12 protein-coding genes and 2 pseudogenes are annotated in these 16,681 nt (G+C 63.1%); 4 read left to right on the forward strand and 10 right to left on the reverse strand.

The genetic code is table 11. The features are described 5' to 3' along the window. Window positions 1-14: 14 nt before the first annotated feature. The 3 genes from cgtA to rplU form a co-directional block, all read right to left on the reverse strand. Entirely contained in the window at window positions 15-1,235 is a 1,221-nt protein-coding gene (gene cgtA / locus FFS13_RS06285; protein WP_137818245.1) for an Obg family GTPase CgtA, read from the reverse strand. A 202-nt stretch (window positions 1,236-1,437) separates the two neighbouring features. Beyond that, the gene (gene rpmA, locus FFS13_RS06290; protein ID WP_122450171.1) at window positions 1,438-1,695 is read right to left on the reverse strand and encodes a 50S ribosomal protein L27; all 258 of its coding nucleotides are present in this window, start codon (window positions 1,693-1,695) and stop codon (window positions 1,438-1,440) included. A gap of 38 nt (window positions 1,696-1,733) precedes the next feature. Beyond that, window positions 1,734-2,045 (reverse strand): 50S ribosomal protein L21, encoded by a 312-nt coding sequence (rplU, locus tag FFS13_RS06295; RefSeq protein WP_137818246.1) that lies wholly within the window; start codon window positions 2,043-2,045, stop codon window positions 1,734-1,736. 243 nt (window positions 2,046-2,288) lie between these two features. Between rplU and FFS13_RS06300 the strand changes: the two genes are divergently transcribed. Both FFS13_RS06300 and FFS13_RS06305 read left to right on the forward strand, forming a co-directional pair. Beyond that, window positions 2,289-3,257: a polyprenyl synthetase family protein gene (locus tag FFS13_RS06300; protein WP_137818247.1), complete on the forward strand. Its 969-nt coding sequence runs from the start codon at window positions 2,289-2,291 to the stop codon at window positions 3,255-3,257. A 129-nt stretch (window positions 3,258-3,386) separates the two neighbouring features. Beyond that, window positions 3,387-3,629: a hypothetical protein gene (locus tag FFS13_RS06305; RefSeq protein WP_137818248.1), complete on the forward strand. Its 243-nt coding sequence runs from the start codon at window positions 3,387-3,389 to the stop codon at window positions 3,627-3,629. Window positions 3,630-3,704: 75 nt separating this feature from the next. Here the strand turns inward: FFS13_RS06305 and FFS13_RS06310 are convergent, their stop codons facing one another. From FFS13_RS06310 to FFS13_RS06330, 6 genes and pseudogenes are all read right to left on the reverse strand, one after another. After that, the gene (locus FFS13_RS06310; protein ID WP_137818249.1) at window positions 3,705-4,322 is read right to left on the reverse strand and encodes an FKBP-type peptidyl-prolyl cis-trans isomerase; all 618 of its coding nucleotides are present in this window, start codon (window positions 4,320-4,322) and stop codon (window positions 3,705-3,707) included. A 189-nt stretch (window positions 4,323-4,511) separates the two neighbouring features. After that, window positions 4,512-4,811 (reverse strand): DUF6482 family protein, encoded by a 300-nt coding sequence (locus tag FFS13_RS06315; RefSeq protein ID WP_137818250.1) that lies wholly within the window; start codon window positions 4,809-4,811, stop codon window positions 4,512-4,514. A gap of 159 nt (window positions 4,812-4,970) precedes the next feature. Beyond that, a pseudogene (locus FFS13_RS20010) lies at window positions 4,971-5,096 on the reverse strand (hypothetical protein); the annotation flags it as partial. A gap of 124 nt (window positions 5,097-5,220) precedes the next feature. Then, the gene (locus FFS13_RS06320; protein WP_137818251.1) at window positions 5,221-5,562 is read right to left on the reverse strand and encodes a hypothetical protein; all 342 of its coding nucleotides are present in this window, start codon (window positions 5,560-5,562) and stop codon (window positions 5,221-5,223) included. Window positions 5,563-5,770: 208 nt separating this feature from the next. Beyond that, the gene (locus FFS13_RS06325) at window positions 5,771-8,227 is read right to left on the reverse strand and encodes a Lon protease family protein (RefSeq protein WP_137818252.1); all 2,457 of its coding nucleotides are present in this window, start codon (window positions 8,225-8,227) and stop codon (window positions 5,771-5,773) included. Between the two features lie 96 nt (window positions 8,228-8,323). Continuing rightward, window positions 8,324-8,647, reverse strand: coding sequence for a TraR/DksA family transcriptional regulator (locus FFS13_RS06330; protein WP_119952349.1), 324 nt, complete (start codon window positions 8,645-8,647; stop codon window positions 8,324-8,326). Between the two features lie 161 nt (window positions 8,648-8,808). On the opposite strand from FFS13_RS06330, the gene FFS13_RS06335 reads away from it, so the two are divergent. Beyond that, complete coding sequence (locus FFS13_RS06335; protein WP_137818253.1) at window positions 8,809-10,665, forward strand: DUF4105 domain-containing protein; 1,857 nt, start codon at window positions 8,809-8,811, stop codon at window positions 10,663-10,665. Window positions 10,666-10,861: 196 nt separating this feature from the next. Here FFS13_RS06335 and ettA read toward each other — a convergent pair whose 3' ends face one another. After that, window positions 10,862-12,526 (reverse strand): energy-dependent translational throttle protein EttA, encoded by a 1,665-nt coding sequence (gene ettA / locus FFS13_RS06340; RefSeq protein ID WP_137818254.1) that lies wholly within the window; start codon window positions 12,524-12,526, stop codon window positions 10,862-10,864. A 607-nt stretch (window positions 12,527-13,133) separates the two neighbouring features. On the opposite strand from ettA, the pseudogene FFS13_RS06345 reads away from it, so the two are divergent. Beyond that, window positions 13,134-16,553, forward strand: a pseudogene (locus FFS13_RS06345) (EAL domain-containing protein); the annotation flags it as partial. Between the last annotated feature and the right edge of the window lie 128 nt (window positions 16,554-16,681).

Here is a 16,681-nt window from a genome sequence, read left to right on the forward strand (position 1 = left end):
CGTTGTGGTTTCACTCAATCCCGGACGTAGATAATTTCCGGGCCATCATCGTCATCTTCTTCGTCATCGAAGTCATCATCGCCGAGATCATCGACGCTCTTCACCCCGGCCCGACGCAGCGCACGCTGATCATCCAGCGCCTGCAACTGGGCACGCGCTTCGTCTTCGATGCGCTGATCCAGCTCAGCCAGTTCTTCGGCGTATTGCGGCTCTTCCGCAAGGCGCAGGGTACGCTCTTCCAGGTAGCGCATGATGTCATAGCAGAGCTTCTCGGTACCTTCGCTACCGATGGCGGAAATCACATACACCGGCCCGGTCCACTCCAGACGCTCGGTAATCTCCTTGACCCGCGCCTCTTGTTCTTCTTCGAGGATCTGATCGGACTTGTTCAGCACCAGCCAGCGATCACGCTCGGCCAGCGACGGGCTGAACTTGGTCAATTCATTGACAATGGTCTCGGCCGCGTCGGCCGGATCGGTCAGATCCAGCGGCGCCATGTCCACCAGATGCAGCAGCAGACGCGTACGCGCCAGGTGCTTGAGGAAGCGAATCCCCAGGCCCGCACCATCGGAAGCACCTTCGATCAGACCGGGAATATCCGCGACCACGAAGCTTTTATAGCGGTCGACACTGACCACGCCCAGGTTCGGCACCAGCGTGGTGAACGGGTAATCCGCCACTTTCGGCTTGGCCGCGGACACCGAGCGAATGAACGTGCTCTTGCCGGCATTCGGCAAACCGAGCAGGCCGACATCCGCCAGCACCTTCAATTCCAGCTTGAGATCGCGCGACTCACCCGGCTTGCCGAGCGTGGTCTGGCGTGGAGCACGGTTGGTACTGGATTTGAACCGGGTGTTCCCCAGGCCGTGCCAGCCACCATGCGCCACCAGCAGCCGCTGACCGTCCTTGGTCAGGTCACCGATGATTTCCTGGGTGCCGGCATCGATCACCGTGGTGCCGACCGGCACACGCAGCACCGAATCCTCACCCTTGCGCCCAGTGCAATCGGCACTGCCACCGTTGGAGCCACGCTCGGCATCGAAACGCCGGGTGTAGCGGTAATCGACCAAGGTATTCAGATTGCCGTCGGCCACCATATAGATGGAGCCGCCGTCACCGCCGTCGCCGCCGTTCGGCCCACCATTCTCGATGAACTTCTCACGACGGAAGCTCATGCAACCGTTACCACCATCACCCGCTTTTACAAAAATCGATACTTCATCGACGAATTTCATCGGTACGCCTCCCGCCGCAATAGCGGGCTAGATAACACAAGGAACATAAGACTTTTGCAAAATTTAGCCAAACAGCCCCGCTTAAGCACCTACAAGCAACGCCAGGAGGGGCAACAGCACCCAGACAATTTTGCAAAAGCCTCAAGGATACAGAAACAAAAAAGCCCCGTCGCGAGACAGGGCTTTTCCAGCAACGTCGCGATCAGGCCGCGATGACGCTCACGTAGCGACGACCGAAGGCGCCTTTAACTTCAAACTTGATCACGCCTTCCACTTTCGCGAACAGGGTGTGATCTTTACCCATGCCAACGCCATAACCGGCGTGGAACTGGGTGCCGCGCTGACGCACGATGATGTTGCCTGCCTTGATAGCCTGGCCGCCGTACATCTTCACGCCAAGGCGTTTAGATTCTGAGTCGCGACCGTTACGGGTAGAACCGCCAGCTTTTTTGTGTGCCATGAGTCAATACTCCAAATAAGGTATTAGGCCGAAACGAATCAGGCCTGAATGCCGGTGATTTTGATCTCGGTGTACCACTGACGGTGACCTTGACGCTTCATGTGGTGCTTGCGACGGCGGAACTTGATGATGGTCACTTTATCGTGGCGGCCTTGTGCAATCACTTCAGCCACAACTTTAGCGCCTTCAACAACCGGAGCGCCGATTTGAACGTCGTCGCCATTGCCGATCAGCAGAACACGATCAAAAGTCACGGCTTCGCCAGTGGCGACTTCGAGCTTTTCGATCTTGAGGAATTCGCCTTCGGTGACCTTGTATTGCTTGCCACCGGTAACAATTACTGCGTACATAATTTTGCTCCGTTAAATCCTGCTCACCCAGCGCTTTATAGGAATAGTCGTCGGCTGGCATGGCTGCTCGGGGCCGGAAGGACGCCCTTGCAATTGCGTAAGGCAGGTGCTGCCCAGGGAAGTTCAGGGGCCGCGATTGTACGCAAGCCGCGCACGCTCCGCAAGCACCGCCGGCACTTGCCTTGACAGCCTCCACCCTGCCCCCTAGCATGCCGCGCAACCTTCGAGGAGCACTTGTCACTGATGCAACCACAGGCCTTCTACCGCGTGGTAGCGGACGATTTTACCGCTGTCGATGAGATCATCAGGCGGCAACTGGTTTCCCGCGTTCCGCTGGTGGAAAAAATCGGTGACTACATCATCTCCGCGGGAGGCAAACGCCTGCGCCCGCTGCTGGTGTTGCTCTGCGGCAAAGCCCTGGGCCGCCACGGCGACGATCTGCGACTGCTGGCCGCCACCATCGAGTTCCTGCATACCGCGACCCTGCTGCATGACGACGTCGTCGACATGTCCGGCATGCGCCGTGGTCGCTCGACGGCCAATGCACTCTGGGGCAACGCACCGAGCGTACTGGTCGGTGACTTCCTCTATTCACGCTCCTTCGAAATGCTGGTCGAGCTCGGCTCCCTGCCGGTGATGCAGATCCTGTCCCGGGCCACCCGCGTGATTGCCGAGGGCGAAGTGCTGCAACTGTCGAAGATTCGCGACGCCAGCACCAGCGAAGAGACCTATATGGAAGTCATCCGCGGCAAGACCGCGATGCTCTTCGAGGCCTCCACCCACAGCGCCGCGGCCCTGGTCGGCGCGTCTGTCGAGCAGACCGAAGCGCTGCGCACCTTTGGCGACCACCTCGGCGTGGCTTTCCAGTTGGTCGACGACCTACTCGACTACCGTGGCGATGCCGACACCCTGGGCAAAAACGTCGGCGACGATTTGGCCGAAGGCAAACCGACGCTGCCGCTGATCTACACCATGCGCGAAGGCAGCGCAGAGCAAGCCGCCCTGGTGCGCAAGGCCATTCAGCAAGGCGGCCTCGAGGATCTGGAAAGCATCCGTGCCGCCGTCGAGGCCGCTGGCGCCCTGGACTATACCGCCCAGCAAGCCCGTGACTATGCCGCACGTGCCATCGCCTGCCTGGACGCCCTGCCTGCCAGCGAATATCGCGACGCCCTGGTCGAGCTGAGCCGGTTCGCCGTGGCCCGCACCCACTGAGGGCTCGAAAGCTTCGCAAAGCCCGTCCCGCCGACGGGCTTTTTCATGTCCCGCCAGAAAGAGCCAATTACGGCTTGCTATTAATTTAATAGGAACTATTCTCATCAACTCAAGAAAAGGAGATGAGCCATGACCTATTTGATCGACGCTTGGCTGGACCGCCCGCATCCTTACCTGCGCATCCTCCATCGCGACACCGGTGAAGTCTGCGCCATGCTGGAAGAGGAGGCGCTCGATGAACTGCGCGAACAGGGCGATCTGGATCTGATCGGCCTGAACTCCAGCGAGCCGCTGGTGCTCAAGGAGTTGGTGCGCAGCCTGTTCCTGTTCAGCTACGCCCGTGCCTTGCGCCCGGCTGGCGAGGCGCACTGAGCCACAGCCCAGAAGGCAAAAAGGCCGAGACTGCTCACGCACTCTCGGCCTTTTTGCTACGGCGGCGCTGAAGCCTTAGAGGATTTCCAGCAGCTCGACGTCAAACACCAGCACGCTGTGCGGCGGGATGCTGCCGACGGCTTGGCCACCGTAGGCCAGCTCGCTCGGTACGTACAGGCGCCACTTGCTGCCTGCCGGCATCAGTTGCAACGCCTCGGTCCAACCAGCGATCACGCCACCCACCGGAAACTCCGCCGGCTGGCCACGCTCATAGGAGCTGTCGAATACCGTGCCGTCGATCAGGGTGCCGTGGTAGTGAGTACGCACGCTGTCTTCGCGGGACGGCTTGGCGCCTTCGCCAGCACTGAGCACTTCGTACTGCAGGCCGGAAGCCAGTTGAGTGATACCGGCACGCTTGGCGTTTTCAGCCAGGAAGGTCAGGCCTGCGCCAGCCGCGGCTTCAGCCTTAGCTTGTGCCTCGGCTTGCATAATTTCGCGGATCACCTTGAAGCTGGCGGACATTTCATCCTGACCAACCCGGCTGGCGTGGCCACGGAAAGCGTCGGTCAGCCCCACCAGAATGGCGTCCAGGCTCACGCCCGGCGGCGGGTTGTCGCGCAATTGGTCACCCAGCTGACGGCCGATGCCGTAGCTGACGCGGGTTTCGTCAGTAGAGAGGTTGAGTTCGGACATGGCAGGGCTCCGCTGAGGCAAAAAAAAGGTCGGCCAGCCTAGCACAGATGCCCCTGCCGCCCCACCACTGCGACGGCCGCTGGCGCAGCCGGGCTCACAGCCGAGCCCGCTAGCGGTCGGTGCTTTTCCTCGCGAAATTCCGGCCGCGCGCCCTGCCCAGGCCCGGCCAGCACGACGCCCTGATGGAGTTCAGCGAGATGGGGTCGGCCCCGGAATCTTCTGGGAACCTTCGGGCATACCGCACATTTCGTCATGCACCTCAGCCTGCACCAGATGGAACGCTGGTAGCTGCGGCAATGGGTGCAGCAACTCGCGGGCATGCTCCACCGAACGCAGGTGCAGGATGTGGCCCTGCCCATCTTTCAGCGTGAAGGGCCGACCGCCCACCCGCGCTTCCAGCAGGTAGTAGTTGCCCCCCTCGATGGAGATCAGGTTCAACTCGTCGATATGCCCAGCGCGGGCATGGGTAGAAAGGTCGTGCAGGTTCATGGCAGCACCTCGCGCGCTCAACTTGTGCAAAAGCTATACAACTAAAGTCTTTGCAGAACGGCCAAGAAGCACAAGGCGACAACGCAACCGCCCGTCCGTTTCACCACGGCCGGGCGGCTTGCAGGGGCGACGGTGAGGCTCAGTGGTCGTGCTTGGTCGCTTGTCCAGATAGCCCATGGCGAAGGCGGAGATCACGAAGGTCATGTGCAGAATCACGGACCACATGATCTTGTCATTCTCGATTCTCTGCGCGTCCATAAACACCCGCAGCAAATGGATCGATGAATGCCTTTTCCGGTTATCCACGGCCGCTGTGGATAACCTTGTGGAAGGGCTCAGGATAGAGCGCGCCACAGGCCCTGGTGCGCAGGCTGGCGAGGATTGCTCAAAAACCGAGCAATGCTGGCGTTCAGGTCTCCGGGCGGAACTGATAGTCGCCCAAATGACGGCCGCGCTCAGCGTTCAACCGGCGCAATTCGGCCTGCATATGCAAACACCAGATAGAGGGGTCGCAGGCTTCGACATAGCCCAGCACTGCGAGGTTTTCGGCGATTGCAGAGAGTACCGACTCTGCCACAAAAGGCCCGTGGAACGGGCCTTGCGCCTTAATCGCAGAGGGCTGAGCGCCGGCCATCCCGGCGGCGCAAAGGAGAGTCCAGAGTCCATTTTCGCCAGCCAGAGGGCGAATCACACACTCGATGCGTGTGGTCAGTCCCAGGCATTGGCGGGTAAGGCAGAGGCTGCGCGGCATATCGGCGGCCCTCCCGAGGTCTGGCCTTCAGACTACACCCCGCCAGGCGGTTCAGGGAAGTCTGCGGTTATCCCCGTTTGCTGTGGATAACTCTGTGGACGACACGTGGGAAAGCCGGGCTAGATGCCAGCCGCCGTGGCTGGCGCCAACCTGCTCAATGACTGACCAGCCACTGAGCAGCCAGCCAGCTCATCGCGCGCCACAAGCCTCATCCTGCGGCTTTGCTGTCCTGCAGTTTATCTGCCGGCACCGGGCTCTTGGGCTTGTCCTCTTCCGCGTCTTTCTCGTCGTCCCCCAGCTCCAGTTCGGCGATCTCACGCAGTCGCTCGACCACCCGCGCATTAACGCTACCCTCGGGAAACTGGCCGTCGGCATCCGGCGTACCGACGGCCTCGCCCACCAGCAAGCCAAGCGCCTCGTCGACCTGGCGCACCGCGTAGACATTGAACAGGCCGGCACGCACCGCCTGCAGCACGCGCTCATCGAGCATCAAGGTGGCGACGTTGGCGTGCGGGATGATCACGCCCTGCTCGCCGGTCAGGCCGCGCGCCTCGCAGAGCCGGAAGAAGCCTTCGATCTTCTCGTTGACCCCACCGACCGCCTGCACCTCACCGAACTGGTTGATCGAGCCGGTGATGGCGTAGCACTGCTTCAAGGGTGTACGCGATAGCGCAGAGATCAGCGTGCAGACCTCACCCAGCGAGGCACTGTCGCCGTCGACATAGCCGTAGGACTGCTCCAGGGCGATGCTGGCGGAAATCGCCAGGGGAAACGCCTGGGCGTAACGGCTGCCGAGGTAGCCTGTGAGGATCATCACGCCCTTGGAGTGGATCGGCTGGCCGAGATTGACTTCGCGCTCGATGTCGACGATGCCACTGCTGCCCGGATACACCGTGGCGGAAATCCGCGCCGGTACCCCGAAGGCCGAATCGCCGACCTCCAATACCGTCAGGCCGTTGCACTTGCCGACCGCGGCACCGGCGGTGTCGATCAGGATGATGCCGGCCAGCATGTCATCGAGAATCCGCGCCGAGACCCGCCCGGTGCGCGTGGCCTTGGCCTTCAATGCCCGCTCGATATGCCCGGCGTCGGTCACCGTATCGTTGGCCAACTGGCGGATAAAATCGGCTTCGCTGACCAGCTGGAACAGATCGCCGATACGCGCCGACAAACGCCCCTGGTGCTCGGCCAGGCGCGCGCTGTAGGTCGCCAGCCGCGCCACCGCGCCAGACGTCAGCGGCGCCATGCCTTCTTCCGAGGTGCGGGTCTTCATCAGTTGCGCAAACTGCTCCAGGCTGTCGTCGGCCAGCGGGATGTCTTCATCGAAATCCACCAGCACGCGGAACATCTCCTGGAAGTCCGGATCATGGTCCTGCAGGGCGTAATACAGCTGGCGCGAGCCGATGATGATGACCTTGATCTGCAGCGGAATCACTTGCGGGGTCAGGGTGACCGTCGCCAAACGCCCCAGTTCGCCGAGCGGCGATTCCATCTTCAACTTGCGCGCATGCAGGGCGCGCTTCAGCGCATCCCAGACAAACGGCTCGCCAAGCATCTTCTCCGCCTCCAGAACCAGGAAGCCGCCGTTGGCTCGGTGTAACGCCCCCGGCCGCAACTGCCGATAGCTGGTGTAGAGCGCGCCCTGGTCGGTGCTGTGCTCGATGCGGCCGAACAGGTTGTCGTAGGTCGGGTGCGACTCGAACACCACCGGCGCGCCGCCGCTGACGTGATGGCCGACCACCAGGCTGGGGCTGTACTGCTCTTCCAGCAACTTGCGGGCTTGCGCATCGAGCTTGTTTTCATCCACCAACTGCTCGACCACGGTTTTCAGCAGATTGACCTGCACGGCTTGCAGGTAGGCGCAGACCCCGGCGTTTTCCGCGTATTTCTCCGACAGCGGCGCGAGCAGCGGCTGCAGGGCGATGGTGATGGTTTCCTCGTTCAAGTGACGCAGCTGATTGCTCGACTCGCGCTTCCATTGCGGCAAGCTGGCCAGCTCTTCGTTGAGGCGCTCCTCCAGCGCCGAAATATCGGCGTGGTAGCGGTCACGCTCGGCCTCTGGCAGTTGCGCGAACTCGGCCTCGTCCAGCGCCTTGCCGTCTTTCATCGGCGTGAAGGCGATGTTGCTGTTGTCGCGGAAGAGGGCGATTTCCTTTTCCAGCGAGAGCCGCTCGATCACATCCAGCGCACGGTCGTAACGCTGGTTGAACGCGCGGTCGATGGCGCTTTTCTTCTGCTGATAGGCCGGGTGCTCGAACACCGCCGGGAAGGTCGCCAGCAGGTTGTCGATCAGCACCTCGATATCGCTGATAAAGGCGCTCGCGGTGCCCGGCGGCAGCTCCAGCGCACGCGGCTCGCGCGGCTCGTCGAAATGATTGACGTAGACCCAGTCCGCCGGCGTTTCCAGGCGCTTGGCCTCGGCCTTGAGGTAACGCTTCACGAAGGAGAAACGGCCGGTGCCCGGCTCGCCCATGACAAACACGTTGTAACCGGGGCGCGGCATCGCCACGCCAAACTGCAGGGCTTCTACCGCACGTTCCTGGCCGAGCACGCCGCGGAAGGGCTCCAGATCATCGGTGACGGTGAAGTTGAACTGGCTGGCATCGAAGGGACGAGTCAGTGCATCGGGCGCCAGGCGCAGGCCGGCAGCAACGGGATCAGGCATCGGGAGTCCTTACATCGGGCGGGGCAAAACCGCGGGAGATGGTCGCATTCTGGCGCTGGCCGATTACACCTGGCAAGGCGTTCACAGTGAGCGGCTTCAATTACCCAGATCAGCACAGGCCAGGCAGTACTCGGCAGCCGGCATAATGGCCAAGCGTGCCGGCTGAATGGGCTCGCCGCAGCGCAGACAGTAACCATAAGTACCTTCCGCCAGCCGTAGCTTGGCCAAACCCGCCAGCCGTAAAGCCGCCTCGCTCTCGGCCAGCAAGGCCTCCAGCACTTCGTCATTCTGCCGCTGGAGGGCCTGTTCGGCGAAATCCGGCGAGTGGCTACGGGCCAAGTCTTCGCGGATGGCATTCGCCCGCGCACCATTCTCAGCGAGCATAGCGTCTAGTGCGGCCCGAGGGTCGAAGGCAGTCATGGTGCACACTCCTAAAGCAAAGCCTTATCTAAGTGTGGACGCTGCCGCACAGCCTGCACGGGGCGCAGAAAAAACTTGCGCGATTGCCTGTACTCGGCTGTCTTGACACCCACACAGGGCATCCTCAAAGCTCCGCGCATTGCCTTAGAAGAAGAACAGCAATGTTGAAACGGATTTTATTCTCTCTGGCCCTATGCACCGGCACCTCTCTGCAGGCCGCCCCGCCCCTAGCCGATGAACGCCTGAGCGCCCTGGCCGCCGATCCATACTGGATCGCCCTCGGCCACTATGAAACCGGCAAGCTCGGCGGCTGGCGCAGTTATGTCGATGACGAACAGTTCTTCCTCGCGCCCAAGGGCGACAGCGACCCAGCAGCGGAGTTGGCCGCCACGTTCAAAGCCCTGTACGCCCCCGCTGACAGTGGCGATAAACACGCCCAATGCGTTTACCCCGCACGCACCCGCTGGCTGCGCGAACGGCTGCAACTGCGCGATCTGCCGCAAGCCGCCTGCAGCGAGTTCACGGCCTGGTTCAAGGACATCGCCCCGCACAGCAGCGTGCTGATCTTCCCCGCGGCCTACCTGAACAGCCCCTCGTCGATGTTCGGCCACACCTTGCTGCGCATCGACCAGGCCGACGTCGAGAGCGACAACACCGCCCTGCTCAGCTATGCGCTGAACTTCGGCGCCTTTATCGAGGGCATGGACAACAGCCTCCTCTATGCCTGGAAAGGCCTGATGGGCGGCTACCCGGGGCTGTTCGCCCTGCTGCCCTATCGCGAGAAGCTCGGCGAATACCGCAGCCTGGAAAACCGCGACCTGTGGGAATACCGGCTGAACCTGACGCAGGAGGAAACCGCACGGATGGTCGAGCATGTCTGGGAGCTGAAACAGATCCAGTTCGACTACTTCTTCTTCGACGAGAACTGCTCCTACCGCCTGCTGGAGCTGCTGGAAGTTGCCCGCCCGGGCCTCGAACTCACCGAGCAATTCCCGCTCACCGCCATCCCCACCGACACCGTGCGTGCGGTGAAAAACGCCGGCCTGGTGGAACGCATCGACTATCGCCCGTCCCGAGAACACGAGCTGCTGGCCCGCGCCACCCCCCTCGACACGGAGGAACAGGCTTGGGTGCTGGTGCTCGCCGATGGGCAGAACCAGCTGAACAACCCCGCGCTGCAACGCTTGCCGAAAGCGCGCCGGGCGCTGATTCAGGACGCCGCGTTTCGTCTGACGCGCTATCGCGCCACTGGCGAGGCGCGGGACAGTGCAAGCGCCCAGCGCAGCTTCGCCCTGTTGCAGTCGATCAACCAGAACCCGCCACCCGCGCTTGAAGTGCAACGCCCCGGCCTGCCGGAAGACGGCCATCAATCGCGCACCTGGCAACTGGGCGCCGGCAGCCGTGATGACCGCGCCTTCGCCGAGTACGGCCTGCGCATGGCCTATCACGACCTGAACGACAACCTGTACGGCTTCCCGCTGGGCGCGCAGATCGAGATCCTGCAGCTCAAGTTGCGCCAGTACGAGGGCGATCACTGGCAACTGCAACGCCTGGACCTGGCCACCATCCGCTCACTGACGCCGCGCAATCAGCTGCTCAAGCCCTGGTCCTGGCAAGTCGCCAGCGGCCTGGAGCGAGTCCTCGGCGCCGACGGCGACGAGCGCCTGGTCACGCACCTGAATGGCGGCGCCGGCGGCACCTGGCAACTGAACGATGAGCTGCTGGGCTTTGCCTTGGGCACGCTGCGGATCGAGAACAACAGCGACTTCGCCAGCTTTATCGCCCCCGCCGCCGGCTTCAATACCGGTCTGCTCTGGCACAACCCGCTGGGCAACCTGAGCCTGGAGGCCGCCGGCGATTACTTCTACAACGGCGAGGTACGCCGCACACTCAGCCTCAACCAGCAGTGGGAAGTGTCGCGCAACCTCGGCCTGCGCCTCTCCGCCCAGCGTGAATTCAGCCAACTGAGCGCGCCGGAAAATGAAATCCAACTGGAACTGAAGTGGTATCACTATTAGCAGTGGTAGGGGGGATGGCGCTTTACCCATCCACCTTTGCAGCGCCGAACGCCACTTGGTGGGCAAAAAAAGCATTGCCCACCCTACGCATCTCCGTTCGCTGGATAGATGAAGTGTTATCCCTACAACTCACCATAGAAACGCAGGCATAAAAAACGGAGCCCGCAGGCTCCGTTTTTTATGCCACTGGCGCTTACTACGCGAGCTTCTTGTGCCGTACCCGGTGCGGCTGAGCGGCGGCTTCGCCGAGGCGTTTGCGTCGATCGGCTTCGTATTCGCTGTAGTTGCCTTCGAAGAACACCGCTTGCGAGTCGTCTTCGTAGGCCAGGATGTGGGTGGCCACCCGGTCGAGGAACCAGCGATCGTGGGAGATCACAATCGCCGCGCCGGGGAAGTCGAGCAAGGCTTCTTCCAGCGAACGCAGGGTTTCCACGTCGAGGTCGTTGGACGGTTCGTCGAGCAGCAGCACGTTGGCGCCCTCTTTCAAGGTCAGCGCCAGGTGCAAGCGGCCACGCTCACCACCGGAAAGGTCCTTGACGAACTTCTGCTGGTCGCCGCCCTTGAAGTTGAAGCGGCCGACGTAGGTCCGCGAGGGAATCTCGTAGTTGCCGATGCGGATCACATCGGAGCCATTGGAGATCATTTCCCACACGGTCTTGCCACCGTCGAGGTCGTCGCGACTCTGGTCGACGCAGGCCAGCTTGACGGTTTCGCCGATTTCGATGCTGCCGGCGTCCGGCGTTTCCTTGCCCATCAGCATGCGGAACAAAGTGGATTTACCCGCACCGTTACCGCCGATCACGCCGACTATGGCGCCTTTGGGCATGCTGAACGACAGGTTGTCGATCAACCCCTGGTCGCCGTAACCCTTGCAGACATTGTGCAAGTCGATGACTTTGTCGCCCAGGCGCGGCCCCGCCGGGATGTAGATCTCGTTGGTTTCGCTGCGCTTCTGGAATTCCTGCGACTGCATTTCCTCGAAGCGTTGCAGACGTGCCTTGGATTTCGACTGCCGCGCCTTGGCGCCTTTACGCACCCACTCCAGCTCTTCTTTCATCGCCTTTTCGTGAGCCGACTGCTGCTTGGACTCCTGAGCCAGACGGTCGGACTTGGCCTCCAGCCAGCCGGAGTAGTTGCCCTCGTAAGGAATGCCGGCGCCGCGGTCGAGTTCGAGAATCCAGCCGGCGACGTTGTCGAGGAAATAACGGTCGTGGGTGATCGCCACCACGGTGCCGGGGAAGTCGTGGAGGAAGTGCTCCAGCCAGGCCACCGAGTCGGCGTCCAGGTGGTTGGTCGGTTCGTCCAGCAGCAGCATGTCCGGAGCGGACAGCAGCAGGCGGCACAGCGCGACGCGGCGTTTTTCACCGCCGGAAAGGTGCACTACCTTGGCATCCCAGGCCGGCAGACGCAGCGCGTCGGCGGCGACTTCCAGCTGGCGCTCGAGGTTATGACCGTCGGCGGCCTGCAAAATGGCTTCGAGCTTGCCTTGCTCGGCGGCCAGCGCATCGAAGTCGGCATCCGGCTCGGCATACGCGGCGTAGACCTCGTCCAGGCGCGCCTGGGCGTTCTTGATCACGCTGACGGCCTCTTCGACCACTTCACGCACGGTCTTTGCCGGGTCCAGCAGCGGTTCCTGCGGCAGGTAACCGATGTTGAGGTCCGGCATCGGCCGCGCCTCACCGTTAAATTCGGTATCGACGCCCGCCATGATTTTCAGCAGGGTGGACTTGCCCGAGCCGTTCAGGCCAAGCACGCCGATCTTGGCGCCGGGGAAGAAGGACAGGGAGATATTCTTGAGGATTTCCCGCTTCGGCGGCACAACTTTGCCCAGCCGATGCATGGTGTAGACGTATTGAGCCATGAGGAACCTAGCTTCTGTGACAGACATTGAATGACCAGGGCGCGAGCCAAGCTTCGCCGAGACCCGCCTCGACGAGCCATTGACTGCCGGAGGCCGGCGCTCCCGCGCGCGTGCGGCAAAGCTACCGGAATGTGCCCCACAGGGCAAACCGACGCTCGTCGGGCCAACTGGCACTTCGCCAGGGTTATGGGCATGCTAGCCGACCCGCGTGCGCCCGACTCAAGGTCGGCGGCGCGCCACCTGCCCAATTCAAGCCGTTACCGCAGGATCTTCGTTCGTGCCCAAGCCCAAGCCCAAGCCATCCACCTTCAAGCACGCGCCTGGCGACCCGCTCGCCGCCCCCTTGCCGGGTTCGGTGAAAGGCGTCCTGGTGCTGTCGGTGCTGCTCATGCTCGGGCTGTTGCTGTGGCAGTTGCACCAGGAGCTCCAGCAACACCAGGCGCATCGCCAGCAACGCGAGCACGAATCCAGCCAACAACTGGCCGAGCCTCTGGCCCAGCGGGTGATCGCCCGCCAGCCGGGGCCGCTGCACAGCGGCTCGATCGCCGTGCCCGTCAGCGCCGCCGAGCAGGCGCAAAACCTGCTGCCGACACCCCTGGCCGGCAAATTTCTGCTGTTTATCTTCTGCGCCTTGCTCAGCCTGCTGGCCCTGCGGCGTCTGCTGCGCGAACCAAATGCCGCCTCGCACCGTTCGCTGCAGCAGGCCGGCAGCGCCCTGCGGGCCATCGAGGAGCGGGTGCTGGTGACGCAGAGCGATGGCCAGCTGCGCTACCTCAACCCGCAAGCCGAGCAGTTGTTCGGCCTGCGCGCCGACGAGGCGCACGGCCGCCACCTGCTCGAACTGCTGCCCGGGCTCGACCCGCTGTTGCTGCACGGCCCGAGCCGGCACCACGACCGCGCCCCGGAACTGGTGGAGATCCTGCAGAACGGCCAGCGGCGCCTGTTCAGCGTGACCCGCAGCGACCTCCCCGAGGGCGGTCAGCACCTCGGGCATGTCTGGGTGCTGCGCGATGTCACCGAGCAGCAGCAAGCCCTGCGCGTGCTGCAGGAAACCCGGCGGCGCTACCAGGACATCTTCGAAGGCAGCGGCATCGCCCTCTGCGTGCTCGATCTGGCCGGCCTGCGCCACTACCTGTTGCAGCAGAGCGTGCATGACCACGACGGCCTGAGCCAGTGGCTGCAGGCCAATCCCCAGCGCCACCAGGAACTACTCCAGCAGCTGCGGGTTACCGAGAGCAATCAAGTGGCCTTGCGTTTACTCGGCGTCGGCTCTGCCGAGCAGGCCTGGCAGCACCTGATTGGCCGCGGCCCAGTGCGCGCCGACGGCATTCGCTTCCAACTGATCGCGGCCGTGCTGGGCGGCCAGAGCCAGCTCGAGCTGGAGAGCCGGGTCACCACCCCGCAAGGTCACGAACGCCATCTTTGGCTGGTGCTGCGCTTGCCGGAGCGGCTCGAGGATTACCATGCGGTGACCTTGAGCATCAGCGACATCACCAGCCGCAAGCGCATCGAGCTGTCACTGATCGAGCGCGAGCGCTTCTGGTCGGAGGTGGTGCGCACGGTGCCCGACACCCTCTACGTGCACGACCTGAACAACAAGCGGGTGATGTTCAGCAACCATCACCTCGGCCTGCAACTGGGCTACAGCAAGCCGGAACTGAGGGCGATGGGCGAGTCGTTCTGGGAGCGCATCCTGCACCCGGACGATGGCGAGCTGTATCAACGCATCCGTAACCTGCAGCAGGTGGTCGGCAACGGCCTGCTGCTGCAATGCCAGGTGCGCTGGCGGCACCGCAACGGCAACTGGCACTGGTTCGATATCCGCGAACAGGCCTTGAGTCGCGACCCGGCTGGCCGCGTCAGCCGCCTGATCGGGGTGGCCAAGGACGTCACCGAACAGATCGACGCCAGCGAACTGCTGCGCAACAACGAGCGGCGCTACCGCCTGCTGGCGGAAAGCATCAGCGATGTGATTTTCTCCACCGACAGCAGTCTGCAGCTCGACTACGTCAGCCCCTCGGCACAGCCGGTGTTGGGCTACAGCGCCGAGTGGCTGATCAGCCACAGCTTCCACAGCATCGCCGCCGACCCGCGCCAGCTGGCCGGCTTCTATCTGCTGCTGGAGCGGGTGCGCACAGCGCTCGGCGATCCGCAGCGCCTGGCCGACTTGCGCGCCCAGCTGCCGACCCAGCTGTTCCTGTTCGACTGCCTGCGTTGCGATGGCCGCAAGATTCCGGTGGAGCTGCGCCTGACCCTGATGTGGGACGAGCATGGGCGCTTCGAGGGCTTGCTCGGCGTTGGCCGCGATATCGGCCAGCAGCGCCGCGCCGAGAAAGACCTGCGGATGGCCGCGACGGTGTTCGAGCACTCCACCGCGGCCATTCTGGTCACCGACCCGGCCGGCTATATCGTCCAGGTCAACGAGGCCTTCAGCCGCGTCAGCGGCTATTCCAGCGCGCAGGTGCTCGACCAATTGCCCACCATGTTCACCGACGACCGTCAGCAGGCCAACCACCTGCGCTACATCCTCAGCCAACTCAATCTGCACGGCAGCTGGGAAGGCGAGGTCTGGCTGACGCGGCGCAACAGCCAAAGCTTCCCGGCCTGGGTTGGGATCACCGCGGTGCAGGACGACGCAGGCGATCTGGTCAGCTATGTGTGCTTCTTCAGCGACATCAGCGAGCGCAAGGCCAGCGAGCAACGCATCCACCGCCTGGCCTACTACGACGCCCTGACCCACCTGCCTAACCGCAGCCTGTTCCAGGATCGCCTGCACACCGCCCTGCAGCATGCCGAACGGCATCAGGAATGGGTGGTGCTGATGTTCCTCGACCTCGACCGCTTCAAACCGATCAACGACTCCCTCGGCCACGCCGCCGGCGACCGCATGCTCAAGGACGTGGCGCTGCGCCTGGCGGCCTGCGTCGACGAGGACGACACCGTGGCACGCATGGGCGGCGACGAGTTCACCCTGCTGCTACAGCCACGCGCCACTCGCGAGGGCGCGCTGAACGGGGCGATTCACGTCGCCGAACAGATTCTCTCCAGCCTGGCGCAGCCCTTCATCCTCGAAGGCCGGGAGTTCTTCGTCACCGCCAGTATCGGTATCGCCCTCAGTCCGCAAGACGGCAACGAACTGAGCCAGCTGATGAAGAACGCCGACACCGCCATGTATCACGCCAAGGAGCGCGGCAAGAACAACTTCCAGTTCTACCAGGCGGCGATGAACGCCACGGCCCTGGAGCGCCTGGAGCTGGAAAGCGACCTGCGGCATGCCCTCGAACAGCAGCAGTTCGTGCTCTATTACCAGCCGCAGTTCAGTGGCAACGGCCAGCGTTTGACCGGCGTCGAGGCCTTGCTACGCTGGCGGCACCCGCGCCGCGGCCTGGTCTCACCCGGCGAGTTCATCCCGGTGCTGGAAGAGCTGGGGCTGGTGGTGCAGGTCGGCGACTGGGTGGTGGCCGAGGCCTGCAGTCAGCTCAAGGCCTGGCACGCGGCCAAGGTGCGGGTACCTAAGGTGTCGGTCAACCTCTCGGCCCGCCAGTTCGCCGAGGGCCAGCTGGGCCTGCGCATCGCCAGCATCCTGCAAGACAGCGGCATTCCCCCGGCCTGCCTGGAACTGGAGCTGACCGAAAGCATCCTGATGCGCGACGTCGGCGAGGCCATGCAGATCCTCGCCGGCTTGAAGCGCCTCGGCCTGAGCATCGCGGTGGACGATTTCGGCACCGGTTATTCCTCGCTGAACTACCTCAAGCAGTTCCCCATCGACGTGCTGAAGATCGACCGCAGCTTCGTCGACGGCCTGCCCGATGGCGAACAGGATGCGCAGATCGCCCGCGCGATCATCGCCATGGCCCACAGCCTGAACCTGGCGGTGATCGCCGAAGGCGTGGAAACCCAGGCGCAGCTGGACTTCCTCCGTGAACACGACTGCGACGAAGTCCAGGGCTACCTGTTTGGCAAACCCATGGCCGCCAACCACTTCGCCGCCCAGTTCGGCGGTGCCGCGCTGTTTATGCTGAGCTGAGCTGCGGCTCCTACGGAATTTGCGCTTTTCCAATGCGTGCGACAGCGACCAACTCAGACCGGCCGATTCATTCACGCGAAGCCAGCCCTGCACAATGAGGCCCGCTTATCCATCACATGACCGACCGT

Source organism: Pseudomonas sp. 2FG (assembly GCF_005502935.1).
Lineage (GTDB): Bacteria > Pseudomonadota > Gammaproteobacteria > Pseudomonadales > Pseudomonadaceae > Aquipseudomonas.

What these genes read in the sequence shown, in the direction of transcription:
- cgtA (WP_137818245.1), bottom strand. Translation starts at nt 1,235, where the DNA reads ATGAAATTCGTCGATGAAGTATCGATTTTTGTAAAAGCGGGTGATGGT.
- rpmA (WP_122450171.1), bottom strand. Translation starts at nt 1,695, where the DNA reads ATGGCACACAAAAAAGCTGGCGGTTCTACCCGTAACGGTCGCGACTCA.
- rplU (WP_137818246.1), bottom strand. Translation starts at nt 2,045, where the DNA reads ATGTACGCAGTAATTGTTACCGGTGGCAAGCAATACAAGGTCACCGAA.
- FFS13_RS06300 (WP_137818247.1), top strand. Translation starts at nt 2,289, where the DNA reads ATGCAACCACAGGCCTTCTACCGCGTGGTAGCGGACGATTTTACCGCT.
- FFS13_RS06305 (WP_137818248.1), top strand. Translation starts at nt 3,387, where the DNA reads ATGACCTATTTGATCGACGCTTGGCTGGACCGCCCGCATCCTTACCTG.
- FFS13_RS06310 (WP_137818249.1), bottom strand. Translation starts at nt 4,322, where the DNA reads ATGTCCGAACTCAACCTCTCTACTGACGAAACCCGCGTCAGCTACGGC.
- FFS13_RS06315 (WP_137818250.1), bottom strand. Translation starts at nt 4,811, where the DNA reads ATGAACCTGCACGACCTTTCTACCCATGCCCGCGCTGGGCATATCGAC.
- FFS13_RS06320 (WP_137818251.1), bottom strand. Translation starts at nt 5,562, where the DNA reads ATGCCGCGCAGCCTCTGCCTTACCCGCCAATGCCTGGGACTGACCACA.
- FFS13_RS06325 (WP_137818252.1), bottom strand. Translation starts at nt 8,227, where the DNA reads ATGCCTGATCCCGTTGCTGCCGGCCTGCGCCTGGCGCCCGATGCACTG.
- FFS13_RS06330 (WP_119952349.1), bottom strand. Translation starts at nt 8,647, where the DNA reads ATGACTGCCTTCGACCCTCGGGCCGCACTAGACGCTATGCTCGCTGAG.
- FFS13_RS06335 (WP_137818253.1), top strand. Translation starts at nt 8,809, where the DNA reads ATGTTGAAACGGATTTTATTCTCTCTGGCCCTATGCACCGGCACCTCT.
- ettA (WP_137818254.1), bottom strand. Translation starts at nt 12,526, where the DNA reads ATGGCTCAATACGTCTACACCATGCATCGGCTGGGCAAAGTTGTGCCG.